The organism is Bacillus sp. FSL K6-1000, from assembly GCF_038630785.1.
Lineage (GTDB): Bacteria > Bacillota > Bacilli > Bacillales > Bacillaceae > Bacillus > Bacillus safensis.
The window spans coordinates 1,533,502-1,559,804 of record NZ_CP152042.1; the positions used below are offsets into that span (position 1 = coordinate 1,533,502).

Below are 26,303 nucleotides of genomic sequence, written 5' to 3' on the forward strand. Positions count from 1 at the left end.
AACAAGGAGGTTATGAATGATGTTTAAAAACGTCAAAGAACTCGTGCAGCTAACAGAAGAACGGAATACCTCCATTTCAGAAATTATGATTGTGCAAGAAATGGAAGTGACAGGGAAGTCACGTGAAGAAATTTTCTCCCAGATGTACCGCAACCTAGAAGTGATGGAGCAGGCTGTTGAAAACGGGCTGAAGGGTGTGAAATCATTATCAGGGTTAACAGGCGGAGATGCAGTCAAACTTCAAGCCTATATCGCATCAGGCAAAACGCTGTCTGGTCATACAATATTAGATGCTGTTAGTAAGGCTGTTGCAACAAATGAAGTCAATGCCGCAATGGGAACCATTTGTGCAACGCCTACAGCAGGCTCAGCAGGTGTTGTACCAGGTACGTTATTTGCAGTAAAAGAAACATTAAAGCCAACAAAGGAACAAATGGTCAGATTCCTGTTTACTTCTGGCGCATTTGGTTTTGTTGTGGCGAATAACGCCAGCATTTCTGGTGCAGCAGGCGGCTGTCAGGCAGAGGTAGGTTCTGCATCAGGTATGGCAGCAGCAGCTATTGTCGAAATGGCAGGCGGTACACCGCAGCAATCTGCAGAAGCGATGGCGATTACACTCAAAAATATGCTTGGACTTGTTTGCGATCCAGTAGCAGGACTTGTCGAAGTGCCGTGCGTGAAACGAAATGCAATGGGTGCATCTAACGCTATGATCGCAGCAGACATGGCGCTTGCCGGCATCACTAGCCGCATTCCTTGTGATGAAGTCATTGATGCGATGTACAAGATCGGTCAAACGATGCCAACAGCTCTTCGTGAAACAGCACAAGGCGGACTCGCTGCGACACCGACAGCAAGAGAGCTTGAAAAGAAGATTTTCGGAGGTGTGACCTCATTTCGTGATACAGAAACTGCAAGATAATGTCTCTGTCCTGAAGGGGATTGGAGAGGAAACCGAAAAAACACTCAATGAACTTGGAATCTACACAGTAGCCGATTTACTCGGCTACTTTCCTTATCGATATGACGACTATGAGCTTCGTAACTTAGAAGAAGTAAGGCATGACGAACGAGTCACAGTTGAAGGGAAAGTACATAGTGAGCCCGTTCTCACCTATTATGGAAAAAAACGAAGCAGGCTGACATTCAGGCTGCTTGTCGGGCGTTTTCTCATTACAGCGATTTGTTTCAATCGTCCATATTTAAAACGAAACCTTGTGTTAGGTGATACAGTTTCCGTCACAGGAAAATGGGATAAAAACCGCCAATCTATCATGGTCCAGGAATTTAAAAAAGGAACGCACGAGCAAGATGGCAGTATAGAGCCCGTTTATTCAGTAAAAGAAAATGTGACCGTGAAAATGATGAGACGCTTTGTGAAACAAGCCTTGTCACTTTATGTAGACAAAGCTGAAGATCCATTGCCAAAGCAGCTTGTCTCTGCTTATAAGCTCATGTCCTATCAGGAAGCGTTAAAAACCATTCATCTCCCAGAGACAAGAGACTCGCTCAAGCAATCAAGACGACGTTTTGTGTACGAAGAATTTCTCATCTTTCAGCTGAAGATGCAGGCGATTAGAAAGAAAGAACGAGAGAGAACATCAGGCATCCAGCATCCGTTTTCCAAAGAGGCTGTTTTTGAGTTTGTTCACAGCCTGCCATTTCCACTGACGAAGGCACAATCAAGAGTGCTTGATGAAATCATGTCAGACATGGCGTCTCCATATCGAATGAACCGTCTGCTTCAAGGAGATGTAGGTTCAGGGAAAACAGCTGTTGCAGCCATTGCGCTTTATGCCGCTCATTTATCAGGTTTTCAAGGTGCATTAATGGTCCCAACAGAAATTTTAGCAGAACAGCATGCGGATTCGCTTTACCAGCTGTTTGAAAAATGGGGACTGAATATCGCCCTTTTGACAAGCTCTGTGAAAGGAAAGCGCCGCAGAGAATTGCTTGAACGTCTAAAAGAAGGCGAGATTGACATTTTAGTCGGTACCCACGCACTCATCCAAGACGAAGTCGAATTTCAGCAGCTCGGTCTAGTCATCACAGATGAGCAGCACCGGTTTGGCGTAGAGCAGCGGAAAAAACTGCGAAGTAAAGGGCAGGATCCGGATGTCTTGTTTATGACTGCTACACCTATTCCACGAACACTTGCGATCACTGTCTTTGGAGAAATGGACGTATCCGTCATTGATGAATTGCCAGCTGGCAGAAAACAAATCGAAACGTATTGGGTGAAGCATGACATGCTTGAGAGAATTCTTGCTTTTGTGGATAAAGAGCTGAGAAAAGGCAGACAGGCATATATTATTTGTCCGCTCATTGAAGAATCAGACAAGCTTGATGTCCAAAATGCGCTTGATGTCCATAGCATGCTGACTGAAGCATACCGCGGTAAATGGTCAATCGGTTTAATGCATGGGAAACTGGCAAGTGATGAAAAAGATCAAGTCATGAGAGCCTTTACCGCAAATGAAGTGCAAATTCTTGTTTCAACCACAGTCGTTGAAGTCGGGGTCAACGTGCCGAATGCAACCATCATGGTTATTTATGATGCAGACCGCTTCGGATTGTCTCAGCTTCATCAGCTAAGAGGGCGGGTCGGCCGGGGAGAGCATCAATCATTTTGTATTTTAATGGCTGATCCAAAGTCAGAAACGGGAAAAGAGCGGATGCGGATCATGTCCGAAACAACCGATGGCTTTGAGCTGTCTGAAAAGGACTTAGAACTAAGAGGGCCCGGCGACTTCTTCGGTAAAAAACAAAGCGGGATGCCCGAATTTAAGGTAGCAGATATGGTTCACGACTATAGAGCGCTGGAAACGGCTAGAAAAGATGCGGCAGACCTTGTCCAATCGGACGCCTTTTGGACTGATCCCGAATACAAAGAACTCCGGCAAACGCTGATAGACAGCGGTGTGCTGGGAGGAGATAAATTAAGCTGATCAAACGCTGGAGGAATTTTCTTGTCTTTTTGAAACAAGGATTGATTTATCATCTATGAGATTATATACTACTATTAGTACCTAGTCATAAATGTACGGATGGTGTCTGCATATGAAACTAAATAAAAAAGAACGTCAAAAGCTCCTCCAGCAAACGATCAGCTCGACTCCATTCATTACTGATGAAGAATTGGCAAGTAAATTCGGTGTCAGCATACAAACGGTTCGTCTTGATCGTTTAGAGCTGTCGATCCCTGAATTACGCGAAAGAATTAAGCATGTGGCCGAAAAGACATTAGAGGATGAAGTAAAATCACTTCCACTGGATGAAGTGATTGGAGAAATGATTGATGTAGAACTTGATGACCAAGCCATTTCCATTTTAGAAGTGAGAAAAGAGCATGTATTCAGCCGCAACCAAATTGCCAGGGGACATCATCTCTTCGCCCAGGCAAATTCGCTGGCAGTTGCCGTCATTGACGATGAACTGGCTTTGACAGCAAAAGCGAATATCAGGTTTACAAGGCAGGTGAAACAAGGCGAAAGAGTCGTCTCTAAAGCCAAAGTAGCCTCACATGATAAAGAAAAAGGAAGAACCGTAGTTGAAGTAAGCAGCTATGTTGGTGAGGAAGTTGTCTTCTCAGGTGACTTCGTCATGTATCGCTCAAAACAAAAGTAAAAGGTGGCACGTAATATGAGAATTGCAGTCGATGCAATGGGGGGAGATCATGCCCCTAAAGCCATTATTGACGGTGTGCAAAAAAGCTTAACAGCATTTTCAGATATCGAGATTACACTTGTCGGCGATGAAAACAAAATCAAACCATACATAACAAACAACGATCGCATCACGATTTTAGATGCAAAAGAAGTCATTGAACCGACGGATGAACCAGTGCGTGCAGTCAGACGTAAAAAGGATTCATCTATGGTGAAAATGGCGCAGGAAGTTTCCGAGGGACGAGCAGATGCCTGCATCTCAGCAGGAAATACCGGTGCCCTCATGACAGCTGGGCTGTTTATCGTAGGCAGAATTGACGGTATTGACAGACCAGCCCTTGCCCCAACTTTGCCAACACTGGATGGCAGCGGCTTCTTATTACTAGATGTTGGTGCCAACGTTGATGCAAAACCAGAACATCTCGTGCAATATGCCATGATGGGATCCATCTACGCAGAGCGTGTCTTCCCAAAGAGCAATCCGCGTGTTGGACTGTTAAATGTAGGAACAGAAGATAAAAAAGGCAACGATTTAACGAAAAAAACCTTTGAATTATTAAAAGCATCAGACTTGAATTTCGTAGGAAATGTAGAGTCCCGTGACTTATTAGAAGGTGTTGCTGACGTTGTTGTCACAGATGGTTTCACAGGAAATATTGCGCTTAAAACAATTGAAGGCACAGCCCTTTCTGTCTTTAAAATGCTGAAAGAAACATTAACATCCAGTTTCACAGCAAAAATAGCAGCAGGCATGATGAAGCCGAAATTGATGCAGATGAAATCTAAAATGGATTACTCTGAATATGGCGGTGCCGCTTTATTTGGTTTAAAGGCACCTGTTATTAAAGCGCACGGCTCCTCTGATGAAAATGCCATTTTCCATGCAATTCGTCAGGCACGTGATATCGTCGAAAAAGACGTTTCAGCTATCATTCATCAAGAAGTCCAAAAAGAAACGACGAATGAGTCTTAATGGAGGTAAAGCAGCATGACTAAAATTGCATTTTTATTCCCTGGCCAAGGCTCTCAAAAAATTGGCATGGGAAAAGATTTATTTGACCAAGAAGCAGTATCTAAAGCTGTATTTGAAGAAGCAGACAACACCCTCGGGTTTGATTTATCTTCTATGATTTTTGAAGGGGATGCAGAAGAACTGACGCTCACTTATAACGCGCAGCCAGCTCTTTTAACGACAAGTATCGCCATCTTAAAGAAATTTGAAGAGAGCGGAATCAAAGCAGATTATGCAGCAGGACACAGTCTTGGCGAATACACTGCCCTCGTTGCAGCAGGCGCACTTTCGTTTAAAGATGCTGTTTATGCAGTCAGAAAGCGCGGAGAATTAATGAATGAAGCTGTTCCAGCAGGAGAAGGCGCCATGGCAGCGATTCTCGGCTTAGACAAAGCGGCACTTGTCGAAGTGACAAAAGAAGTGACAGAAAGCGGTCACCTTGTAGAGCTCGCTAACTTAAACTGTCCTGGTCAAATCGTCATCTCTGGTACAGCAAAAGGGGTAGAACTTGCTTCAGAGAAAGCGAAAGAAAAAGGCGCAAAACGTGCAATTGCTCTTGAAGTGAGCGGACCTTTCCATTCTGCATTAATGAAACCAGCTGCTGAAAAATTTACAGATGTTTTGTCAAAGCTGGATATTGCGGATGCCAAAACTCCGGTCATCTCAAATGTAACAGCAGACATCGTGACATCTCGTGATGACATTGAGACAAAGCTCATTGAACAACTGTATTCTCCAGTTCGTTTTGAAGAAAGTGTGGAACGTCTTATTGATCTAGGCGTCACAACATTTATTGAAATTGGTCCTGGCAAAGTGCTTTCAGGTCTTGTGAAAAAAGTGAATCGCCGCCTGACGACGATTTCCGTTTCAGATCAAGAAACAATTGAAGCAGCCATTCAAACACTCAAGGGGGATTCTTGATGCTTACAAATAAAACAGCCGTTGTAACAGGAGCATCACGCGGGATTGGCCGTTCCATCGCGATCGATCTAGCGAAAAGTGGTGCAAATGTTGTCGTGAACTATTCTGGAAACGAAGCAAAAGCAAATGAAGTCGTAGATGAAATCAAAGCACTCGGCCAGCAGGCATTTGCTGTGAAAGCTGATGTCTCAAATGCTGAAGAAGTACAAGCTATGATGAAACAAGCGATTGATACCTTTGGTTCAATTGACATTCTTGTGAATAATGCAGGCATTACAAAGGACAACCTGCTCATGAGAATGAAAGAGAATGAATGGGATGATGTTATTAACATAAACTTAAAAGGTGTCTTTAACTGTACAAAAGCCGTGACACGTCAAATGATGAAGCAAAGAAGTGGAAGAATCATCAATTTGGCTTCAGTCGTTGGTGTGTGTGGAAACCCTGGACAAGCAAACTATGTTGCAGCAAAAGCTGGCGTCATCGGATTAACGAAAACAACAGCAAAAGAGCTGGCAACTCGTCACATTACAGTGAATGCAGTAGCACCAGGCTTTATTTCAACAGATATGACAGACAAGCTTGATGACAATGTACAGACGGAAATGCTTAAACAAATCCCGCTCGCACGCTTTGGTGCACCTGAAGATATTAGCAACGTCGTTGTCTTTTTAGCTTCAGAAGGAGCAGGTTATATTACAGGCCAAACCATCCAAGTAGATGGCGGAATGGTCATGTCCTAAGAAATATCAAAATTTCATTAGGTTTTCTCTAGTTTTTTAAAAACGAATCAACTATAATACTTTGAGGGGAGGTGAAAGGCAATGGCAGACGTATTAGAGCGTGTATCAAAAATTATTGTAGACCGCCTTGGCGTTGATGAGGCTGACGTGAAAATGGAAGCTTCATTTAAAGAAGATTTAGGCGCTGATTCCCTTGATGTAGTTGAGCTAGTTATGGAACTTGAAGATGAGTTCGATATGGAAATTTCTGACGAAGATGCTGAAAAAATTGCAACAGTCGGTGACGCTGTGAACTACATAAATAACCAGCAATAAGCGTAACAAAGTCCCGTCTACTTTCGACGGGACTTTGAAAATTTATGTTAGTTTCAACACATTCAGCTGATCAATTGTCAGCCTTTTTCAGATGCTGGGAGCAATGTTTCCCTGCATGTAGAAAGAGAGACTCCATATAATCAGTATCCTTAAAGGCGATTACGCCTACCTGGAGGTTGCTATGCCAAAACAATATAAAGACAAACAGAAACAGAGCAAAAAACTAGAGCAATTTAGAGAATTCCAGCAGCGCATTTCTGTACATTTTAAAAATGAAAAGCTTCTATACCAAGCTTTTACCCATTCCTCTTATGTGAATGAACACCGGAAAAAGCCATACGAGGACAATGAAAGACTTGAATTTTTAGGAGATGCTGTTTTAGAATTGACCATCTCTCAATTCTTATTTGCAAAATATCCAGCGATGAGCGAGGGAGATTTAACGAAACTAAGAGCGGCGATCGTATGTGAACCGTCACTTGTATCACTCGCACATGAGCTGTCCTTCGGTGACCTTGTTCTTTTAGGAAAAGGCGAAGAAATGACAGGCGGCAGAAAACGCCCAGCACTCTTAGCTGACGTATTCGAGGCGTTTATCGGTGCACTTTATTTAGATCAGGGACTGGAGCCAGTTGAACGGTTCCTAGAAGCGTACGTTTATCCGAAAATTAATGATGGAGCGTTCTCGCACGTCATGGACTTTAAAAGCCAGCTGCAAGAATTTGTGCAGCGCGATGGAAAAGGTGTGCTTGAATACCGTATCCTGCATGAAAAAGGCCCTGCACATAACCGGGAATTTGAAGCAAATGTATCCCTTCGAGGTGAAGTGCTCGGAATCGGAAATGGACGCTCTAAAAAAGAAGCAGAACAGCACGCTGCACAGGAAGCACTTGCTAAATTGCAGAAACATCATATGAACCAATAAAATCCCCCTCGTTATTCAGGGGGATTTCACTCTGTTTTCCATCATCTTTTTACACTTCATATGGTAAGATGATAGTACTTTAAATACATAAGGAGGATCACTCTCATGTTCCTCAAACGTTTAGACGTGATAGGATTCAAATCATTTGCACAGCGAGTGACCGTGGACTTTGTCAAAGGGGTCACAGCTGTTGTTGGACCAAACGGAAGCGGCAAAAGCAATATTACCGATGCCATCCGCTGGGTACTTGGAGAACAATCAGCGAAAAGTCTCCGCGGAGGAAAAATGGAAGATATCATTTTTGCAGGAAGTGACTCAAGGAAAAGAGTCAATCTAGCAGAGGTTACTTTAACATTAGATAACGAAGACCACTTTTTACCGATCGATTTTCACGAAGTCAGTGTGACAAGAAGGGTTTATCGTTCAGGAGAAAGTGAATTTCTCATCAACAATCAATCTGTCCGCTTAAAGGATATTATTGATCTTTTCATGGATTCAGGTCTTGGAAAAGAAGCTTTTTCAATCATCAGCCAAGGAAAAGTAGAAGAAATTCTATCAAGTAAGGCAGAAGAGAGAAGAAGCATCTTTGAAGAAGCGGCTGGTGTTTTGAAATATAAAACAAGAAAGAAAAAAGCCGAGAATAAACTGTTTGAAACGCAGGACAACTTAAACCGAGTAGAAGATATTCTGCATGAGCTAGAAGATCAAGTAGAACCATTAAGAATGCAAGCCTCTATTGCAAAGGACTATTTGCAAAAAAAAGAAGAGCTTGAAAATGTCGAAATCGCCCTCACTGTCCATGACATCGAAGCACTTCATGAAAAATGGACAACACTTGGTGAAGCAGTCGAGCGCTTCAAACAAGATGAAATGAAGCAGTCTACAGATATCCAAGCAAAAGAAGCCAAAATTGAAGAATCGAGAGACCGCATTCAAGCGCTTGATGAATCAATTAATGACCTGCAAGAAGTTCTTCTTTTCACAAGTGAAGAGTTAGAAAAACTTGAAGGAAAAAAAGAAGTGCTAAAAGAACGGAAAAAAAATGCCGCCGCAAACCAAGGGCAGCTAGAAGAAACGCTCGTTCGCTTAACTGAAAAGCAGGCACAGTTAACCGAAAAGATTGAACAGCAGAAAATTACGCGGGACAGCCTGCAAAAAGAAGTGCAGCAGCTAAAAGATGAAGTGAAAACAAAGCAGCATCAACTGTCGCTTCATAGCGAAGATGTGGAAGGTCAAATTGAACAGCTGAAAAGTGATTATTTTGATCTGCTCAATGAACAGGCTTCCATCCGAAATGAACGTAAATTACTAGAAGAACAGCAGCGCCAAGCGGCGATGCAGCTAGAGCGGCTGACGCAAAATAACCAAAAACATATCGAAGAACGAGTGTCTGTCAAAGAAAAGAAAACAGAGGCTGAGCAGAAGCTTTCAGCACTGGAAGATGACATTCTGGCTCAAGTCAAACGTTTTAGAGAAGCAGAACAAAAGCTTGAGCAAATGAAACGTCAATACGAGAAAAAAGAAACGGCTCTTTACCAAGCCTATCAATACGTACAGCAGGCAAAATCCAAAAAAGAGATGCTTGAATCCATGCAGGAAGACTTCTCAGGCTTTTTCCAAGGAGTGAAAGAGGTCTTAAAGGCAAAAGAACGGTTAGGCGGTATTCACGGTGCCATTGCAGAGCTGATTCAAACGGATCAGCAGTATGAGACAGCGATTGAAATTGCGCTAGGTGCAGCAACGCAGCACGTCGTCACAGAAAATGAAGCAGCTGCGAGACAAGCGATTGGATACTTAAAGCAGCATTCCTTTGGACGTGCAACCTTCCTGCCAATGAACGTCATCAAAGAAAGAACCATTCAGCTCAGAGATGTCCAAACAGCAGAGCAGCACGCTGCATTTATCGGTGTAGCGAGTCACCTCGTTTCCTTTGACGAAAAGTATCAAAAGGTAATTCAGAATTTACTTGGAACTGTGCTGATCGTTAGAGACTTAAAAGGCGCCAATGAATTGGCAAAAATGCTTGGACATCGTTATCGTATCGTGACCCTTGATGGAGATGTCGTAAACCCCGGCGGTTCAATGACCGGTGGCGGCGTAAAGAAAAAGAACAACTCTCTTCTTTCAAGAAACCGGGAGATCGAAACGTTAACAAAGCAGCTCTTTGAAATGGAAGAGAAAACAACGATCCTTGAAAAAGAAACAAAAGAAACAAAGCAATTGATCGGAGCAAACGAAAGCCAATTAAACGAACTGCGCCAGCGCGGCGAAACGCTTCGTGAAAAGCAGCAAGAACTCAAAGGGAAGCTATACGAACTGCAAGTCGCAGAAAAAAATATCAATGCTCATCTTGAACTCTATGATCAAGAAAAAGAAGAATTGCAGCAGCGTTCTACTGAACTTGCGGATAAGGACAAAAAGCAGGTTGCTCTTGAAGCCTCTATAGGTGAAAAATTGACGGATCTTGATCAAGAGATCAATACATTAACAAAGCGTAAGCAAACGCAAAGCTCAACGAAAGAAACCATTTCTGCCGAATTAACAGAGCTGAAAATCTCGCTTGCCAAAAAAGATCAGTCCTTAGCCAATGAACAAGAAAAGCTTTCGAGCTTAATGGCTGAATTAGAAGAGGCTGAACAGACACTGATGGAAACAAAAGAAGATCTGTCACTCTTAACAAGTGAAATGTCATCTAGTTCAAGCGGAGCCGAACAACTGGAAGAAGCGGCAAAAGAGAAGCTGGAAAACAAAAACAAAACAACCGCACTCATTTCAGAGCGGCGTAAGCAGCGTCTCGCTCTTTCTGAAACATTAGAATTCGCTGAACGTGAACTTAAAGAACAAAAGCGCTTGTACAAGCAGCTCACCACAAGCTTAAAAGATGAAGAGATTAAGCTAGGCCGTATGGAAGTCGAGCTTGATAACCTGATCGCTTATTTGAACGATGAATATGCTCTTTCGTTTGAAGGAGCAAAAGAGATGTATCAGTTGACGTTATCGCCAGATGAAGCAAGAAAACGAGTGAAGCTGATCAAACTAGCGATTGAAGAGCTTGGAACAGTAAATCTAGGCAGCATTGACGAGTATGAACGTGTCAATGAACGCTATCTCTTCTTAACAGAGCAGCGAAATGATCTGACAGAAGCGAAAAATACATTATTCCAAGTCATCGAAGAAATGGATCAAGAGATGACAAAGCGCTTCTCTGAGACATTCTCTCAAATTCGCGGGCACTTTGAATCTGTATTCCAAGCATTATTTGGCGGCGGAAGAGCTGATCTTAAGCTGACAGATCCAAATGATTTGCTCAACTCTGGCGTTGATATTGTCGCGCAGCCGCCAGGGAAAAAACTGCAAAACTTAAGCCTGCTTTCAGGCGGAGAGAGAGCCTTAACAGCGATCGCTTTACTATTCTCTATTTTAAAAGTGAGACCTGTTCCATTCTGCGTATTAGATGAGGTAGAAGCGGCGCTTGATGAAGCAAATGTTTTCCGTTTTGCGCAATATTTAAAGAAATACAGCCAGGAAACACAGTTCATTGTCATTACGCACCGCAAGGGAACAATGGAAGAAGCAGATGTGCTCTACGGCGTAACCATGCAGGAATCAGGTGTTTCTAAGCTTGTATCTGTCAAACTAGAAGAAACAAAAGAGCTTGTCCAGTAATTAAAGGAGGTTTTTGAACCAATGAGCTTTTTTAAGAAATTAAAAGAAAAATTTACGCAGCAAACCGATTCAGTATCTGAAAAGTTTAAAGATGGACTCGAAAAAACGAGAAACTCCTTCCAAGGAAAAGTAAATGAACTGATTTCTCGCTACCGCAAAGTCGATGAAGACTTTTTTGAAGAGCTGGAAGAGGTTCTAATCGGTGCTGATGTCGGTTTCACAACTGTGATGGAACTGATTGATGAGCTGAAAAAAGAAGTGAAATTAAGAAACATTCAAGACCCAAGTGAAGTACAAGCGGTGATTTCTGAAAAACTGGTTGACATCTACAATAGCGGAGAGGAACAAATTTCTGCGCTGAACATTGAAGACGGGCGTTTGAATATCATTTTGTTTGTAGGCGTCAACGGTGTTGGGAAAACAACGACGATCGGCAAGCTTGCAAACAAGCTGAAAAATGAAGGGAAATCCGTCATTTTAGCAGCAGGTGATACGTTCCGTGCCGGTGCGATCGAGCAGCTTGAAGTTTGGGGAGAGCGTTCAGGTGTTCCTGTCGTCAAACAAACAGCAGGCTCTGATCCAGCAGCGGTGATCTATGATGCCGTCCAATCAGCAAAAGCGAAAAATGCAGATGTCCTCATCTGCGATACAGCAGGAAGACTTCAAAACAAAGTCAACTTGATGAAAGAGCTGGAGAAAGTCAAGAGAGTCATTGAACGCGAGGTTCCAGATGCACCTCATGAAGTATTGCTCGCTCTTGATGCGACAACAGGTCAAAACGCCATGGCACAAGCCAAGGAATTTTCTAAAGCGACAAATGTGACAGGGATTGCTTTAACAAAGCTTGACGGTACTGCAAAAGGCGGAATTGTTCTTGCGATTCGAAATGAGCTGAACATCCCAGTAAAGCTTGTCGGTTTAGGTGAAAAGGTGGACGATTTGCAAGAGTTTGATGCAGAATCGTATGTGTATGGATTATTCTCAGACGTAATTGATCAACAAGACTAACAAAAAAATGCCGGCAAAACTGCTGGCATTTTTATTTATACGTAGCTTCATGAAGTGACAAGATAAAAACTTGACACACAGAAGAGAACCGTGTAAACTTAGTTGATGTAAAGGGAATGAACTTAACAAAGGGGAGAGAGCCCATGACGCTTGAAAAAACAACGAGAATGAATTACTTGTTTGACTTCTATCAATCGTTGTTGACCGCAAAGCAAAAGAGCTACATGTCGCTTTACTACCTAGACGATTTTTCCCTCGGTGAAATTGCGGATGAATATGAAGTATCAAGGCAGGCTGTTTATGATAATATTAAACGGACTGAAGCGATGCTTGAACAATATGAAGAAAAGCTGCTCTTGTTTAAGAAATTTAAAGAGCGTAAAGAACTTCTCAAAAAAATGAGAGAGCTTGTAGCTGATTCTGCGCAAACGGAAGAAGCAGAAGCTTTAATTGAATCGCTTGAGAAATTAGATTAGGAGGCGGCACAGTATGGCATTTGAAGGATTAGCCGACCGACTGCAGCAGACGATTTCAAAAATCCGCGGCAAAGGAAAAGTGTCAGAGCAAGATGTAAAAGAAATGATGCGCGAGGTACGCCTTGCCCTTCTTGAAGCTGACGTCAATTTTAAAGTAGTCAAAGACTTTGTGAAAAAAGTAAGTGAGCGGGCAGTTGGACAAGAGGTCATGAAAAGCCTTACCCCTGGACAACAGGTCATTAAAGTTGTAAAAGAAGAACTCACTGAATTAATGGGCGGAGAAGAGAGTAAGATCGCTGTAGCGAAAAAATCTCCAACAGTCATTATGATGGTTGGTCTTCAAGGGGCAGGTAAAACAACCACAACTGGGAAGCTTGCCAATTTACTTCGCAAAAAACATAATCGCAAGCCGATGATGGTGGCTGCTGATATTTATAGACCAGCAGCGATCCAGCAGCTTCAAACGCTTGGGAAACAGCTTGATATGCCGGTGTTTTCATTAGGTGATCAAGTCAGCCCTGTCGAAATTGCCAAACAGGCAATTGAAAAAGCGAAAGAAGAACACCATGATTATGTCATTTTAGATACAGCAGGACGTCTTCATATCGATGAAGAATTAATGGATGAACTTCAAAAAGTAAAAGAAGTAGCGAATCCAGAAGAAATTTTCCTAGTTGTTGACTCTATGACTGGTCAAGATGCTGTCAATGTCGCAAAAAGCTTTAATGAACAGCTTGGTTTAACAGGTGTTGTTCTCACAAAACTAGACGGTGATACAAGAGGCGGTGCAGCCCTTTCTATTCGAGCTGTCACCAATACGCCGATTAAATTCGCTGCACTAGGAGAAAAGCTTGATGCGATTGAACCATTCCATCCGGAGCGGATGGCATCAAGAATTCTTGGCATGGGAGATGTGCTCACGCTGATTGAAAAAGCACAGGCAAACGTCGACCAAGATAAAGCGAAAGAGCTTGAGCAAAAAATGCGGACAATGAGCTTCACGCTCGATGATTTCCTCGAGCAGCTTGGCCAAGTTCGCAATATGGGTCCTCTTGATGAACTGATCCAAATGATGCCGGGAGCCGGTAAAATGAAAGGGCTCAAAAACGTCCAAGTGGACGAAAAGCAGCTCAATCACATTGAAGCGATCATTAAATCAATGACGACTCAGGAAAAAGAACAGCCAGAGGTCATCAATGCAAGCCGAAGAAAACGGATTGCAAAAGGAAGCGGAACATCTGTACAGGAAGTCAATCGACTTTTAAAGCAATTTGATGAAATGAAAAAGATGATGAAGCAAATGACCAACATGTCCAAAGGAAAGAAAAAGGGCTTTAAATTACCATTTATGTAATTGGTTATACATGATAAAACCGTTGTTAAGAAAAAACACTTTACAAACCCTTTTATCATTGTTAATATACTATCTTGTTGAAATATTTTCGGAGGTGCTAGTAAAATGGCAGTAAAAATTCGTTTAAAACGTATGGGAGCAAAAAAATCTCCTTTCTATCGTATTGTTGTAGCAGATTCTCGTTCACCACGTGACGGTCGTTTCATCGAAACAGTTGGAACTTACAACCCAGTGGTATCACCAGCTGAGGTGAAAATCAACGAAGAATTAGCGCTTAAATGGCTTCAAAATGGTGCGAAACCATCTGATACAGTTCGCAACCTTTTCTCAAGCCAAGGAATTCTTGAAAAATTTCATAATGCGAAAAACAGCAAATAATGAATGAGCTGTCCTTGGAAGAATTGATTGTGTCCATCGTCGAGCCACTTGTTGATTTCCCTGAAGATATTCACGTATCTTCATTAGAAAAAGATGAGCAGGTGATTTACACACTGTCTGTCAATGCTGAAGATACCGGAAAAGTGATCGGAAAGCAGGGACGTACAGCAAAAGCGATACGAACAGTCATTTTTGCAGCAAGTGCAGAGTCTTCTAAGAAAGTTCAACTTGAGATTGCTGACTAAAAAGGGAGAGGGCTTAGGACCTCCCCTTTTTTTACACGTTTAAATCTATTTTTCGTTATACTGTAGAGGACAAATGCCTTCGGATAGGGGGACAAAAAGGAAGATGCAGATCATTCAACATGTCACCGTGATGCAAGTATTAACTGAAAGCAGTAAGGACAAACTGTTAACGACTTTTTTGGAGAAAAAAGAAAGACTAGAACGTGAATGCAATCAATTATATTTTCAACTAAAAAAGCATGAAAAAGAACCACATCAGCAAGAAGTCATCCCTCAATTTCAAAAAGCGATCGATAAAAGGCAAGAGAAAATTAGGCAGATTGATTTTCAAGTAGATCAGCTTCATATTTTGCCGCTTGGAAGTGAAATGAAAGAAACAGAAGTGGATGCACTGGTTGAAGTAAAAATAGGTGATAAATGGGATGACAAAATGCAAGATAATGTCATCGTCGTGAAAGACGGCACCATTGTGGAAATACGTCAGGGGTGATTGAGAACATGGAGCTAGAATGGTTGAATGTTGGAAAGATCGTCAATACACACGGAGTGCGCGGAGAAGTACGCGTCGTGTCAAAAACGGATTTCCCAGAAGAGCGTTACAAAAAGGGAAGCGTGCTCTATATTTTTAAACAAGGTCAAAAAGAGCCGCTGAAAGTGACTGTCGCATCACACCGCCAGCACAAACAGTTTGATTTGCTCACATTTGAAGAAATCAACTCATTAAATGAAGCAGAGCTTCTGAAAGAGTCAATCTTAAAGGTAGAAAAAGAACATCTTGGGTCATTAGACGAAGGAGAATTTTATTTCCACCAAATCATTGGCTGTGAAGTATACGATGAAGAGGACAAGCTGATCGGCCAAATCAAAGAAATCCTTACGCCAGGGGCAAATGATGTGTGGGTGATTGGAAGAAAAGGCAAAAAAGATGCCCTCATTCCATATATTCCATCTGTCGTCAAAAACATTGATATCTCATCCAAAACTGTTCGCATTGAAATGATGGAAGGACTCATTGACGAATGAAAATCGATTTCTTAACTCTTTTTCCTGAAATGTTCGAAGGTGTGCTTCACTCATCCATCTTAAAAAAAGCACAGGAGAAAGATGCCGTCTCATTTCAAGTCGTCAATTTTAGAGAGTATTCAGATCATAAGCATAAAACAGTGGATGACTATCCGTATGGCGGCGGTGCTGGTATGGTACTGAAAGCACAGCCCGTATTTGATGCGGTAGAAGATTTAACGAAGAAAGCAAGCACGAAGCCCCGAGTTATTCTTGTCTGTCCTCAAGGGGAAAGATATACACAAAAAAAGGCAGAAGAACTTGCAAAAGAAGAGCATCTTATGTTCATTTGCGGCCACTATGAAGGCTACGATGAGCGCATCAGGGAGCATCTTGTCACAGATGAGATCTCAATCGGAGATTTCGTCCTCACAGGCGGAGAGCTGCCAGCGATGATGATTGCAGACAGTGTGGTCAGGCTTTTGCCTCATGTGCTTGGAAAAGAAGCGTCTCACATCGAAGATTCATTCAGTACAGGTCTGCTTGAGCACCCGCACTATACAAGGCCAGCGGATTATAAAGGACTAAAAGTGCCGGATGTGCTCCTCTCTGGAAATCATGCCAAAATAGAAGAGTGGCGGCGCAAAGAATCATTGAAGCGAACCTATACAAGACGGCCAGATTTGATCGATTCTTGCAAAACGTTAACGAATGAAGAAAAAAGATGGCTTTGGCAGCTTCATAATGACTAGATTGTATTGCACACGGCATAGAGGTATGGTATGATACTACTTGTGACTTGGACGGCTTGCTGATCCAAGTTTGAAAACGATGTTCCGCTGCAATGAAGAAAGAGGACATGAGCATCTGTTGGAAGGAGTTGAAAACGATGCAACATTTGATTGAAGAAATCACAAAAGAACAATTACGCACTGATCTTCCTGCGTTCCGTCCTGGTGACACTTTACGTGTACACGTTAAAGTTGTCGAGGGTACTCGTGAGCGTATCCAGATCTTTGAAGGTGTTGTAATTAAGCGTCGTGGTGGTGGAATCAGCGAAACTTTCACAGTTCGTAAGATCTCTTACGGTGTAGGCGTTGAGCGTACATTCCCTGTACACACACCAAAAATCGCTAAGATCGAAGTTGTACGTCACGGTAAGGTACGTCGTGCGAAACTTTACTACCTACGTGAACTTCGCGGTAAAGCGGCTCGTATCAAAGAAATCAGACGATAATGATATCAAAGGAAAGAGCTTGTTACCTGTAACAGGCTCTTTTTTTGTACAATGTATAAAGATAACAGGTAGAAGAGAGAAGGTGCACATATGACGATTCAATGGTTTCCAGGCCATATGGCAAAAGCAAGACGTGAAGTCACAGAAAAATTAAAGCTCATCGACATCGTATTTGAATTAACCGATGCAAGAATTCCGATGTCCTCTAGAAACCCAATGATCGAAGAAATCCTTCAAAATAAACCCAAAATCATGCTATTAAACAAAGCTGATAAAGCAGATCCTCGTATGACAAAGGAGTGGCAGGCGCATTTTGAGCAGCAAGGCGTTCGGTCACTGGCTATTAACTCTGTCGATGGACAAGGGTTAAATCAGATCATCACAACTTCAAAAGAAATTTTAAAAGAAAAGTTCGACCGCATGAAAGCAAAAGGCGTCAAACCACGTGCCATTCGAGCACTGATTATCGGGATTCCCAATGTCGGAAAATCGACCTTAATCAATCGTTTAGCGAAAAAGAACATTGCCAAAACAGGAGACCGTCCTGGTATTACGACATCACAGCAATGGGTAAAGGTAGGGAAAGAACTAGAACTGCTCGATACCCCTGGAATCCTCTGGCCGAAGTTTGAAGATGAGCAAGTAGGACTTAGACTTGCGGTGACTGGAGCGATCAAAGATTCGATCATCAACTTACAGGATGTCGCTGTGTATGCACTTCGTTTTCTAGAAGAAAACTACCCAGAGCGATTAAAAAAACGCTATGACCTAGCGGAGATACCTGAAGATACGGTTGAGCTGTTTGATGCAATTGGCACTAAGCGCGGCTGTCTAATGAGCGGGGGATTCATAAACTATGACAAAACCACCGAAATCATTATTCGGGATATTCGAACAGAAAAATTTGGTCCCCTCACTTTTGAGAAGCCTGAAAGCTAAAAGACACGCAGCTCATGCGGGTCTTTATTTTTTGCGAAAAACTGCCGATATAAAGAAGGAGGCTGCGAAAAAGCCTATGTACACGGTGAAACAAATAAAAGAACTAATTGAAAATCATGCAGGTGACGAGTCATACATTCGTGAGCTTGTGAAAGATGATACGAGAAAAAGTGTCCAAAAACTCATAGAAAAGTGGCACAAAGAGAGAGAAAAGCAGCAAGCACTTCGCGTGGCATGGGATGACATGCTGCAATTTGAAAACAAAGCAAAGGCGCAGGGATACACATGTATTGCTGGAATAGATGAAGCAGGAAGAGGACCGCTCGCCGGCCCAGTTGTGGCAGCAGCCGTCATATTAAAGGAAGATACAGTCCTGCTCGGTTTAAACGACTCAAAGCAATTATCTGAGAAAAAAAGATTGGCTTATTATGATTTAATTCAAAAAGAAGCACTTGATATCGGAATCGGCATTGTTGATGCGGCTACGATTGACGAAATCAATATTTACGAAGCATCAAGACTGGCGATGGTGAGAGCTGTGGAACAGTTAACTCATACACCAGATTATCTACTCATAGATGCCATGACACTCCCGCTTTCAACTCACCAAGAGAATATCATCAAAGGAGATGCAAAAAGTGCATCCATTGCAGCAGGTGCATGTATTGCGAAGGTGACAAGGGATCAGATGATGGAAGAGTATGGGCGTAAGTATCCTGAGTATCAATTTGAAAAACATAAAGGGTACGGAACGAAAGAGCACTTGGCTGCGATTCAAACATATGGTGCGGCCCCAATCCACCGATTATCGTTTGCGCCAGTAAAATCTGTTATATCATAAATTTTAATCTAAGGAGGCTGCCTGTGATGACAAGAGTTGAGGACATACATACAGCACTGAATAGCCGGCTGAATACGGCTGAATCTGTTCCATTAAACACCGAAGGGAAGGAAAATGTTCATCGGCTGATTCTCGGTAAAGTACTAAAAATGCTTGGAGATGATACCGCCCTTGTTCAAATAGGCTCAACGAAAATAAAAGCGCAGCTGGCGGCCCAGCTTAAAGCAGACGCATTTTATTGGTTCCAATTTGAACAAGAGGGCGGCGGCAGCCTCAATAAACTAAGACCCGTTCAGCAATTTGATCAAGATCCTAAGACGTTAAAGGATGCAGCAGCCAAACTATTAGAAGGACTTTCACTGAAAAATGGGCTTGAAAACATGCTGACAGCTACAGCTTTTTTAAAGGAAAAGTCCGTCATTAACGAAGGAGAGTTAAAAACGGCAGTGAAATGGATCGAACAGCTTCAAGGAGCTGATGTGAAGAAAGGGCTCCAAGCACTCCTCTTTGCTTTAAAGAAAGATTTACCGATCCAGCAAGGGGTGCTTCAATCTATTTTAGCCGTAAAATCATCCTCTGCTCTTCATCAGGATATAACAGCGCTGCTAAATCAATTAACACAGCTTCCGAAGCACACAGATGCTACACAGACCCTTACACAAGCCGTTCGGTCAGTTGTAGATGCAGAGACAGCCGTCCATGCAGAAAAGCTCTTATCAGTCCTTATAGCAGCGAGAGAAGGCGAGGCGAAGCAAGGCGGTAGTTTACCAGTAACGACACTGCTCAATCCGTCTCAGCAAAAAGAAAATAGCCATGCCCCAATCGTTCAAGAGCGTCAGCCGTCCCAAGTTCTTCAGCCAAACGTGCAGCAGCAGTCAACAAGTCCAAAAGAGCTGCAAATCCCGCTTCAGCAAATTGAGCGGATACTGGCCAGCTTGATGAAACAAGGTGCAGATGGGCAGCAAGAACCCAACTTAAAACAGCTCACAGCATTGCTGCACGGACTCCAGCAGGCAGGCACTCAGCCTGACGCAAAAGCAGCTGTACTGCAAAAAGAGTTCCCATTCCTTTCGAAACCGGAGGCGAAAGCATTGGCTCAGGCGGTGCAGCAGACTGAACCAACATTAAGCAATAAAACTGATGTGCTCGATTTACTAATGACGATGAAAAAGGCAATCGGTGTGCGTGATGAAATTGGTATGCTGAAACTGCTTGAAAAAGGCAGCCAGGATGTCAAAAGTCAGGAGCTGCACCAATTAAAGCTTACCTTAAATGATGTGAGACAGGCTGATTTACCAGAGCACGTTAAAAAAGAAGTGGATCAATTATTTCATAGATTGAATGGACAGTTATTTGTGCAGCAGGAGAACCAAACCGTCAGTCAAATGATGGTTTCCTATCCTCTTTTCTCAAAACATAGTGTTCAAGATTTAACCTTTATACTAAAGGGACATAAGAAAAAAGATGGTTCTATTGATATTTCTCAGTGCCGCCTGATGTTTTATTTAAACATGGAAAACCTTGAAGAAACCTTAATAGACTGTACGATTCAGCAAAAGGTCATGTCCATTACTGTCGAGACAGCTCATGAACTGCAAGGAACCATTAATCCGATGATTCCGGCTGTACGGGAGAATTTAAATGCTCTAGGATACAGTTTAACGGGAATTACAGCAAAAAAGAGACAAGAGCCAGTAGATCCGTCTCAATTTCTAGATGAACACTTTCATAAAATCAGCGAGAAAGGGCTGGACTTACGAGTATGAAGGATTCAAAACCGCTTAGAAGAGCGGTCGCTCTGCATTACGATGAAGAAAAACAAAAGGCGCCAAAAGTCGTTGCAACAGGCAGCGGCTATGTGGCAGATCATATTATTGAAGAAGCAAAAAAGTCGGGAGTCCCTATCCAAGAAGACCGTAATTTAGTCGAACTCATGCGCCACTTAACGTTAGATGAGGAGATCCCTGAAGCGTTATACGATACTGTAGCAGAAATTTTTTCGTTTATCTACAGGTTAGATCAAAAAATGAAAAAATAAGGTAAAATAAGTGATTTGACTGAAAAATTTATATTTTTAATAAAATAAAAGTTTGAATGTTTAGAAGGATTTTACGATTTTACATAGAACCCTAGACATTCTCTTTTTTATTCTTTAAAATGAAAGCGCAGTCTATTTTATAATTTTTGTTTCTACATATGTTGGGAGGATGGGAAATGAATATCCATGAGTACCAAGGAAAAGAAATCCTAAGAAAATATGGGGTTTCAGTTCCAAATGGTAAAGTAGCATTTACACCTGATGAAGCAGTGAAAGCATCAGAAGAGCTAGGGAGCTCTGTATATGTCGTAAAAGCACAGATTCATGCAGGCGGCCGTGGTAAAGCAGGCGGGGTAAAAATTGCAAAAACGAAAGATGAAGTGAAAGGGTTTGCAGAGGAATTGCTCGGCAAGACACTTGTCACACATCAAACAGGGCCTGAAGGGCGCGAAATAAAACGCTTACTTATTGAAGAAGGCTGCGATATTCAAAAGGAATACTATGTTGGACTAGTTTTGGACAGAGCGACATCAAGAATTGTATTGATGGCATCTGAAGAAGGCGGTACTGAAATTGAAGAAGTAGCAGAAAAAACGCCAGAAAAAATCGTGAAAGTTGTCATCGACCCAGCGATTGGCCTGCAAGGCTATCAGGCGAGAGAAGTAGCATTTAAAATTAATATTCCAACAAAATTAGTTGGCCAAGCTGTTAAGTTTATGACAAGTCTTTACAATGCGTTTATTGAAAAAGATTGTTCAATTGCTGAGATTAATCCACTGGTTGTAACAGGCGATGGAAAAGTCATGGCACTTGATGCAAAATTAAACTTTGATAGCAATGCCTTATATAGACAAAAAGATATATTAGAATACCGTGACCTTGATGAAGAGGATCCAAAAGAAATTGAAGCATCTAAATATGACTTAAGCTACATTTCTCTAGATGGAAATATTGGCTGTATGGTCAATGGAGCAGGTCTTGCGATGTCTACAATGGATATCATCAAGCATTACGGCGGGGACCCTGCAAACTTCCTAGATGTTGGCGGCGGTGCAACAGCTGAAAAAGTAACGGAAGCATTTAAAATCATCTTATCTGATCAAAATGTAAAAGGGATTTTCGTGAACATTTTTGGCGGCATCATGAAATGTGATGTCATTGCAGAAGGTGTTGTTGAAGCGACGAAACAAGTCGGCTTAACATTACCACTTGTTGTACGTCTGGAAGGAACAAACGTTGAATTAGGGAAGAAAATCCTGAGTGATTCAGGCTTAAATATCACTTCTGCTGAGTCTATGGCTGACGGGGCAGAAAAGATTGTATCTTTAGTCAAGTAGAGCAGAAAGGCAGGGAACCTAAATGAGTGTATTTATTAATAAAAATACGAGAGTAATTGTTCAGGGGATTACCGGTTCAACCGCATTGTTCCATACAAAACAAATGATTGAGTACGGAACAAATATTGTTGGCGGTGTCACACCTGGAAAAGGTGGAACTGAAGTAGAAGGAGTTCCTGTATTTAATACTGTATCTGAAGCAGTTCAGACAACTGGAGCGAACGCTTCTGTTATCTATGTACCAGCACCATTTGCGGCAGATGCCATTTTAGAGGCTGTTGACGCAGAAGTCGATCTCGTCATTTGTATCACAGAACATATTCCAGTTCTGGACATGGTCAAAGTGAAGCGTTACATGGAAGGTAAGAAAACAAGACTTGTTGGACCAAACTGCCCAGGTGTCATCACACCTGAAGAATGTAAAATTGGTATCATGCCTGGCTACATTCATAAAAAAGGTCATGTGGGTGTTGTTTCTCGTTCTGGAACGCTTACATATGAAGCGGTACATCAGCTTTCAGAAGCTGGCGTTGGTCAATCGACAGCTGTAGGCATCGGGGGGGACCCGGTAAATGGGACAAACTTTATTGATGTGTTAAAAGCATTCAATGAAGATCCTGAAACGCATGCTGTGATTATGATCGGTGAAATCGGTGGTACGGCTGAAGAAGAAGCAGCTGAATGGGTAAAAGCAAATATGACTAAACCAGTCGTAGGCTTTATTGGCGGTAAAACGGCGCCTCCAGGAAAACGTATGGGACATGCTGGTGCCATTATTTCTGGTGGTAAAGGAACAGCTGATGAAAAAGTAAAAACAATGCGTGAATGTGGAATTGAAGTGGCAGAAACACCATCTGTCATGGGAGAAACGTTGATTAAAGTATTAAAAGAGAAGAATCTCTTCGAAGCTTGTAAAACGCATTAATGACACAAGAAGACTTGTTCTTTGACAAGTCTTCTTCTTTCTATCTTAAACTGGAGGAATGGTATGTACAACGTGTCCGAAAGAATGATTTTTCACCGCTTAAAAGGCCTCATCTCACCCTCATTACTTACAAAATGGTGGAAAGTCGATCCTGAGCTATATATAAATGAAGAAACACATCATTTTAAACAGGATCGATCATTACAAACGATCGACTTTACCCGCTTAAAACAAGCTGAAGAAAATGAATTCCCCATTTTTCAACACATCGTTCAAGCCTATTTAAAGCAAAACATTCACATGATTCCCATCACATCACCCTTATATCCAAGCACACTAAAAAATATTTATGATCCTCCCCCTGTGTTATTCCTAAAAGGAAACGTATCATATTTAAATGAAGAAAAAAGTTTAGGTGTAGTCGGCACGCGACTTCCATCGTCTTATGGAGAAGCATGTGTGAAAAAAATTGTTGGTGAGCTTGTCAAAGAAGAGTGGATGATTGTTAGTGGGCTAGCTAAAGGAATCGATGGACTGGCACATAAAGAGTGCATCAGGGAAAAAGGGAAAACGATCGGCATTATAGCCGGCGGCTTTCAGCATTTATACCCAAAAGAGCATGCGCAAATGGCTCAATACATGGGCGAGCATCATTTGCTTTTGTCAGAGCATCCGCCTTATGTCAAACCAGAAAAGTGGCATTTTCCAATGAGAAATCGTTTAATTAGTGCGTTGACGAGAGGAACCATTGTCATTCAGTGCAAAGAAAAGAGCGGTTCTCTTATTACAGCCTATCAAGCACTTGAGCAAGGAAAAGAAGTATTTGCGGTTGCCGGATCGATCTTTGATCCTAATTCCACAGGGCCGGCAAGACTCATTCAGCAGGGGGCAAAGCTTGTTCATTCCACAAAGGATATTTTAGATGAATTCTCCTTCCGCAGCGTTCAATATACTGAACTCTCATAAAAATATCGTTTGACAAAAGACATCGGAATATTTAATAATAGTGAGGATTTAAGTTTACACTTTGTTTTTCGTGTTTATAATGATGTTCATCATAAAGAATTTTTAACGATTGCCTGTTAGATAGGTGCAATTAACATAAATATGAATTGTGAAATGTATAAAGAGAGAACACCTCTTAAGGGGGATTTTGAGTATGGCTGATTATTTAGTCATCGTTGAGTCGCCAGCAAAGGCGAAAACGATTGAGCGTTATTTAGGAAAAAAGTATAAAGTAAAGGCTTCAATGGGACACGTAAGGGATTTACCGAAAAGTCAGCTCGGTGTTGACACTGAGCATGACTTCGAACCGAGATATATTACGATTCGCGGGAAAGGCCCAGTTTTAAAGGAATTAAAAACAGCGGCGAAAAAAGCAAAGAAAGTCTTTCTCGCGGCTGACCCCGATAGAGAGGGAGAAGCGATTGCTTGGCATTTAGCACATAGCCTTGACCTTGACCTCTCTTCTGACTGCCGTGTTGTTTTTAACGAGATTACAAAAGATGCGATTAAAGATTCCTTTAAGCATCCTCGTATGATCGATATGGACTTAGTTGATGCACAGCAGGCAAGACGAATTTTAGATCGTCTCGTTGGGTACAAAATCAGTCCGATTTTATGGAAGAAAGTGAAAAAGGGCTTAAGTGCTGGCCGTGTTCAATCAGTTGCACTCCGACTCATTATTGATCGCGAGAATGAAATTAATGAATTTAAACCAGAAGAATACTGGACAATTGACGGTACATTCCTCAAAGGAAAAGAAAGCTTCGAAGCAAGTTTCTTTGGCCTCAACGGGAAAAAGCATCCACTGAAAACAAAAGAAGATGTAAAAGAAATCCTTTCGAAATTAAAAGGAAACAAATTCTCTGTAGAGAAAGTAACGAAAAAAGAACGTAAACGTAATCCAGCTGTTCCGTTTACGACTTCTACTTTACAGCAAGAGGCTGCAAGAAAATTAAACTTCCGTGCAAAAAAGACGATGATGATTGCACAGCAATTATATGAAGGAATTGATCTTGGTAAAGAAGGTACAGTCGGTCTCATCACTTATATGAGAACGGACTCAACACGTATTTCAAATACGGCGATTGAAGAAGTATCTGCTTTCATTGATCAGACGTACGGCAAGAATTTCTTAAATACAACAAAACGAACGGCTAAAAAGAATGAAAACGCACAAGATGCTCACGAAGCCATCCGTCCGACTTCTACGTTAAGAAAACCGGCAGATGTCAAGCATGTGCTAAGCCGTGATCAGCTTCGCCTGTACAAATTGATTTGGGAACGATTCGTGGCAAGCCAAATGGCGCCGGCTGTTCTTGATACAATGAGTGTGGATCTTGATCATAATGGTCTTACTTTCCGTGCGAATGGAAGTAAAGTGAAATTCCCTGGGTTTATGAAGGTTTATGTAGAAGGGAAGGACGACCAGCTCGAGGAAAAGGACAAAATGCTTCCTGATCTGAAAGAAGGGGATACAGTCCTTTCAAAAGATATCGAACCTGAACAGCATTTCACACAGCCGCCTCCACGCTACACAGAGGCAAGATTGGTCAAAACACTTGAAGAGCTCGGTATAGGCCGTCCATCTACGTATGCACCAACATTAGATACGATTCAAAAGCGCGGTTATGTCGCGCTTGATAATAAACGATTTACTCCGACAGAGCTTGGAGAGATTGTACTCAACTTAATCATCGAATTCTTTCCTGAAATCATTAACGTTGAATTTACAGCGAAAATGGAAAAGGAACTTGATAGTGTTGAAGAAGGTACGATCGAATGGGTTCGTATTATCGACAGCTTCTATCAAGACTTTGCAAAACGGGTAGAAAAAGCTGAAGCAGAGATGCAAGAAGTTGAGATTGAGCCGGAATACGCAGGTGTTGATTGTGAAGAGTGCGGACATCCGATGGTGTACAAAATGGGTAGATACGGCAAGTTCATGGCGTGCTCTAACTTTCCTGACTGCCGTAACACAAAACCAATTGTCAAAGATATCGGTGTCAAATGCCCGTCATGTCATGAAGGAAACATTGTTGAACGAAAATCGAAGAAACGCCGCATTTTTTACGGCTGTGATCGTTTTCCAGAGTGTGAATTCGTTTCTTGGGACAAACCAATTGAAAGAAAGTGTCCAAAATGCGAAAATATGCTTGTAGAGAAAAAGCTGAAAAAAGGCGTTCAAGTTCAATGTGTGAACTGTGATTATAAAGAGGAACAACAAAAATAGCGGTGAGCAACCTTGTTCACCTGCTTTTTTATGTCATC

At 42.0% G+C, this 26,303-nt stretch carries 26 protein-coding genes; all 26 read left to right on the forward strand.

The window, feature by feature from the left end; genetic code table 11:
• Window positions 1-19: 19 nt before the first annotated feature.
• The 26 genes from sdaAA to topA all read left to right on the forward strand — a co-directional run bounded on the left by sdaAA (window position 20) and on the right by topA (window position 26,265).
• Window positions 20-922: an L-serine ammonia-lyase, iron-sulfur-dependent, subunit alpha gene (gene sdaAA / locus MHI46_RS07790; protein ID WP_342503246.1), complete on the forward strand. Its 903-nt coding sequence runs from the start codon at window positions 20-22 to the stop codon at window positions 920-922.
• Window positions 900-2,948 carry an ATP-dependent DNA helicase RecG gene (gene recG, locus MHI46_RS07795; RefSeq protein ID WP_064498432.1) on the forward strand — a complete coding sequence of 683 codons (2,049 nt, stop codon included), beginning with the start codon at window positions 900-902 and terminating at the stop codon, window positions 2,946-2,948. The genes sdaAA and recG overlap by 23 nt, the downstream gene beginning before the upstream one ends.
• A gap of 112 nt (window positions 2,949-3,060) precedes the next feature.
• Window positions 3,061-3,627 (forward strand): transcription factor FapR, encoded by a 567-nt coding sequence (fapR, locus tag MHI46_RS07800; RefSeq protein ID WP_064498433.1) that lies wholly within the window; start codon window positions 3,061-3,063, stop codon window positions 3,625-3,627.
• A 15-nt stretch (window positions 3,628-3,642) separates the two neighbouring features.
• Window positions 3,643-4,641, forward strand: a complete 999-nt coding sequence (gene plsX, locus MHI46_RS07805) for a phosphate acyltransferase PlsX (protein ID WP_034281756.1) — start codon at window positions 3,643-3,645, stop codon at window positions 4,639-4,641.
• Between the two features lie 15 nt (window positions 4,642-4,656).
• Window positions 4,657-5,601 carry an ACP S-malonyltransferase gene (gene fabD, locus MHI46_RS07810; protein WP_047202149.1) on the forward strand — a complete coding sequence of 315 codons (945 nt, stop codon included), beginning with the start codon at window positions 4,657-4,659 and terminating at the stop codon, window positions 5,599-5,601.
• Window positions 5,601-6,344: a 3-oxoacyl-[acyl-carrier-protein] reductase gene (gene fabG, locus MHI46_RS07815; RefSeq protein ID WP_039178486.1), complete on the forward strand. Its 744-nt coding sequence runs from the start codon at window positions 5,601-5,603 to the stop codon at window positions 6,342-6,344. Before fabD ends, fabG begins: the two co-directional genes overlap by 1 nt.
• 81 nt (window positions 6,345-6,425) lie before the next feature.
• Entirely contained in the window at window positions 6,426-6,659 is a 234-nt protein-coding gene (gene acpP, locus MHI46_RS07820) for an acyl carrier protein (protein WP_008344853.1), read from the forward strand.
• Window positions 6,660-6,840: 181 nt separating this feature from the next.
• Window positions 6,841-7,584, forward strand: coding sequence for a ribonuclease III (rnc, locus tag MHI46_RS07825; protein WP_008344850.1), 744 nt, complete (start codon window positions 6,841-6,843; stop codon window positions 7,582-7,584).
• Between the two features lie 105 nt (window positions 7,585-7,689).
• Window positions 7,690-11,250 carry a chromosome segregation protein SMC gene (gene smc, locus MHI46_RS07830; RefSeq protein ID WP_342503210.1) on the forward strand — a complete coding sequence of 1,187 codons (3,561 nt, stop codon included), beginning with the start codon at window positions 7,690-7,692 and terminating at the stop codon, window positions 11,248-11,250.
• A 21-nt stretch (window positions 11,251-11,271) separates the two neighbouring features.
• A complete protein-coding gene (gene ftsY / locus MHI46_RS07835; RefSeq protein ID WP_024424194.1) occupies window positions 11,272-12,258 on the forward strand; it encodes a signal recognition particle-docking protein FtsY in 987 nt (328 codons plus the stop codon).
• A gap of 143 nt (window positions 12,259-12,401) precedes the next feature.
• Window positions 12,402-12,734, forward strand: coding sequence for a putative DNA-binding protein (locus tag MHI46_RS07840; RefSeq protein ID WP_012009935.1), 333 nt, complete (start codon window positions 12,402-12,404; stop codon window positions 12,732-12,734).
• Between the two features lie 13 nt (window positions 12,735-12,747).
• Window positions 12,748-14,088, forward strand: a complete 1,341-nt coding sequence (ffh, locus tag MHI46_RS07845; RefSeq protein ID WP_024426967.1) for a signal recognition particle protein — start codon at window positions 12,748-12,750, stop codon at window positions 14,086-14,088.
• Window positions 14,089-14,193: 105 nt separating this feature from the next.
• The gene (gene rpsP / locus MHI46_RS07850; RefSeq protein ID WP_008344841.1) at window positions 14,194-14,466 is read left to right on the forward strand and encodes a 30S ribosomal protein S16; all 273 of its coding nucleotides are present in this window, start codon (window positions 14,194-14,196) and stop codon (window positions 14,464-14,466) included.
• Window positions 14,466-14,711: a KH domain-containing protein gene (locus tag MHI46_RS07855; protein ID WP_024424192.1), complete on the forward strand. Its 246-nt coding sequence runs from the start codon at window positions 14,466-14,468 to the stop codon at window positions 14,709-14,711. Before rpsP ends, MHI46_RS07855 begins: the two co-directional genes overlap by 1 nt.
• 103 nt (window positions 14,712-14,814) lie before the next feature.
• Window positions 14,815-15,201: a YlqD family protein gene (locus MHI46_RS07860; protein WP_342503211.1), complete on the forward strand. Its 387-nt coding sequence runs from the start codon at window positions 14,815-14,817 to the stop codon at window positions 15,199-15,201.
• Window positions 15,202-15,209: 8 nt separating this feature from the next.
• Entirely contained in the window at window positions 15,210-15,734 is a 525-nt protein-coding gene (rimM, locus tag MHI46_RS07865) for a ribosome maturation factor RimM (protein WP_268464629.1), read from the forward strand.
• Entirely contained in the window at window positions 15,731-16,465 is a 735-nt protein-coding gene (gene trmD / locus MHI46_RS07870; RefSeq protein WP_047202152.1) for a tRNA (guanosine(37)-N1)-methyltransferase TrmD, read from the forward strand. The genes rimM and trmD overlap by 4 nt, the downstream gene beginning before the upstream one ends.
• A 137-nt stretch (window positions 16,466-16,602) precedes the next feature.
• Window positions 16,603-16,950, forward strand: a complete 348-nt coding sequence (gene rplS / locus MHI46_RS07875) for a 50S ribosomal protein L19 (RefSeq protein WP_008354510.1) — start codon at window positions 16,603-16,605, stop codon at window positions 16,948-16,950.
• Between the two features lie 90 nt (window positions 16,951-17,040).
• On the forward strand, window positions 17,041-17,889 hold the full coding sequence (ylqF, locus tag MHI46_RS07880) for a ribosome biogenesis GTPase YlqF (protein WP_024424188.1): 849 nt from the start codon (window positions 17,041-17,043) through the stop codon (window positions 17,887-17,889).
• Between the two features lie 76 nt (window positions 17,890-17,965).
• Window positions 17,966-18,730 (forward strand): ribonuclease HII, encoded by a 765-nt coding sequence (locus MHI46_RS07885; RefSeq protein ID WP_260775927.1) that lies wholly within the window; start codon window positions 17,966-17,968, stop codon window positions 18,728-18,730.
• Window positions 18,731-18,756: 26 nt separating this feature from the next.
• Window positions 18,757-20,496 carry a glycosyltransferase gene (locus tag MHI46_RS07890; RefSeq protein ID WP_260775928.1) on the forward strand — a complete coding sequence of 580 codons (1,740 nt, stop codon included), beginning with the start codon at window positions 18,757-18,759 and terminating at the stop codon, window positions 20,494-20,496.
• Complete coding sequence (locus MHI46_RS07895; RefSeq protein ID WP_003211418.1) at window positions 20,493-20,768, forward strand: FlhB-like flagellar biosynthesis protein; 276 nt, start codon at window positions 20,493-20,495, stop codon at window positions 20,766-20,768. The genes MHI46_RS07890 and MHI46_RS07895 overlap by 4 nt, the downstream gene beginning before the upstream one ends.
• A gap of 176 nt (window positions 20,769-20,944) precedes the next feature.
• Window positions 20,945-22,105, forward strand: a complete 1,161-nt coding sequence (gene sucC / locus MHI46_RS07900; protein WP_024426972.1) for an ADP-forming succinate--CoA ligase subunit beta — start codon at window positions 20,945-20,947, stop codon at window positions 22,103-22,105.
• A 22-nt stretch (window positions 22,106-22,127) separates the two neighbouring features.
• Window positions 22,128-23,030 carry a succinate--CoA ligase subunit alpha gene (sucD, locus tag MHI46_RS07905; protein ID WP_007499624.1) on the forward strand — a complete coding sequence of 301 codons (903 nt, stop codon included), beginning with the start codon at window positions 22,128-22,130 and terminating at the stop codon, window positions 23,028-23,030.
• 63 nt (window positions 23,031-23,093) lie between these two features.
• The gene (gene dprA / locus MHI46_RS07910) at window positions 23,094-23,996 is read left to right on the forward strand and encodes a DNA-processing protein DprA (protein WP_251180742.1); all 903 of its coding nucleotides are present in this window, start codon (window positions 23,094-23,096) and stop codon (window positions 23,994-23,996) included.
• Between the two features lie 193 nt (window positions 23,997-24,189).
• Window positions 24,190-26,265, forward strand: a complete 2,076-nt coding sequence (gene topA, locus MHI46_RS07915) for a type I DNA topoisomerase (RefSeq protein WP_058837708.1) — start codon at window positions 24,190-24,192, stop codon at window positions 26,263-26,265.
• The last annotated feature ends 38 nt before the right edge of the window (window positions 26,266-26,303 follow it).

Excerpts from the sequence above, each read along its gene's own strand:
- sdaAA (WP_342503246.1), top strand. The coding sequence starts at position 20 with ATGTTTAAAAACGTCAAAGAACTCGTGCAGCTAACAGAAGAACGGAAT.
- fapR (WP_064498433.1), top strand. The coding sequence starts at position 3,061 with ATGAAACTAAATAAAAAAGAACGTCAAAAGCTCCTCCAGCAAACGATC.
- plsX (WP_034281756.1), top strand. The coding sequence starts at position 3,643 with ATGAGAATTGCAGTCGATGCAATGGGGGGAGATCATGCCCCTAAAGCC.
- fabD (WP_047202149.1), top strand. The coding sequence starts at position 4,657 with ATGACTAAAATTGCATTTTTATTCCCTGGCCAAGGCTCTCAAAAAATT.
- fabG (WP_039178486.1), top strand. The coding sequence starts at position 5,601 with ATGCTTACAAATAAAACAGCCGTTGTAACAGGAGCATCACGCGGGATT.
- acpP (WP_008344853.1), top strand. The coding sequence starts at position 6,426 with ATGGCAGACGTATTAGAGCGTGTATCAAAAATTATTGTAGACCGCCTT.
- rnc (WP_008344850.1), top strand. The coding sequence starts at position 6,841 with ATGCCAAAACAATATAAAGACAAACAGAAACAGAGCAAAAAACTAGAG.
- smc (WP_342503210.1), top strand. The coding sequence starts at position 7,690 with ATGTTCCTCAAACGTTTAGACGTGATAGGATTCAAATCATTTGCACAG.
- ftsY (WP_024424194.1), top strand. The coding sequence starts at position 11,272 with ATGAGCTTTTTTAAGAAATTAAAAGAAAAATTTACGCAGCAAACCGAT.
- MHI46_RS07840 (WP_012009935.1), top strand. The coding sequence starts at position 12,402 with ATGACGCTTGAAAAAACAACGAGAATGAATTACTTGTTTGACTTCTAT.
- ffh (WP_024426967.1), top strand. The coding sequence starts at position 12,748 with ATGGCATTTGAAGGATTAGCCGACCGACTGCAGCAGACGATTTCAAAA.
- rpsP (WP_008344841.1), top strand. The coding sequence starts at position 14,194 with ATGGCAGTAAAAATTCGTTTAAAACGTATGGGAGCAAAAAAATCTCCT.
- MHI46_RS07855 (WP_024424192.1), top strand. The coding sequence starts at position 14,466 with ATGAATGAGCTGTCCTTGGAAGAATTGATTGTGTCCATCGTCGAGCCA.
- MHI46_RS07860 (WP_342503211.1), top strand. The coding sequence starts at position 14,815 with ATGCAGATCATTCAACATGTCACCGTGATGCAAGTATTAACTGAAAGC.
- rimM (WP_268464629.1), top strand. The coding sequence starts at position 15,210 with ATGGAGCTAGAATGGTTGAATGTTGGAAAGATCGTCAATACACACGGA.
- trmD (WP_047202152.1), top strand. The coding sequence starts at position 15,731 with ATGAAAATCGATTTCTTAACTCTTTTTCCTGAAATGTTCGAAGGTGTG.
- rplS (WP_008354510.1), top strand. The coding sequence starts at position 16,603 with ATGCAACATTTGATTGAAGAAATCACAAAAGAACAATTACGCACTGAT.
- ylqF (WP_024424188.1), top strand. The coding sequence starts at position 17,041 with ATGACGATTCAATGGTTTCCAGGCCATATGGCAAAAGCAAGACGTGAA.
- MHI46_RS07885 (WP_260775927.1), top strand. The coding sequence starts at position 17,966 with ATGTACACGGTGAAACAAATAAAAGAACTAATTGAAAATCATGCAGGT.
- MHI46_RS07890 (WP_260775928.1), top strand. The coding sequence starts at position 18,757 with ATGACAAGAGTTGAGGACATACATACAGCACTGAATAGCCGGCTGAAT.
- MHI46_RS07895 (WP_003211418.1), top strand. The coding sequence starts at position 20,493 with ATGAAGGATTCAAAACCGCTTAGAAGAGCGGTCGCTCTGCATTACGAT.
- sucC (WP_024426972.1), top strand. The coding sequence starts at position 20,945 with ATGAATATCCATGAGTACCAAGGAAAAGAAATCCTAAGAAAATATGGG.
- sucD (WP_007499624.1), top strand. The coding sequence starts at position 22,128 with ATGAGTGTATTTATTAATAAAAATACGAGAGTAATTGTTCAGGGGATT.
- dprA (WP_251180742.1), top strand. The coding sequence starts at position 23,094 with ATGTACAACGTGTCCGAAAGAATGATTTTTCACCGCTTAAAAGGCCTC.
- topA (WP_058837708.1), top strand. The coding sequence starts at position 24,190 with ATGGCTGATTATTTAGTCATCGTTGAGTCGCCAGCAAAGGCGAAAACG.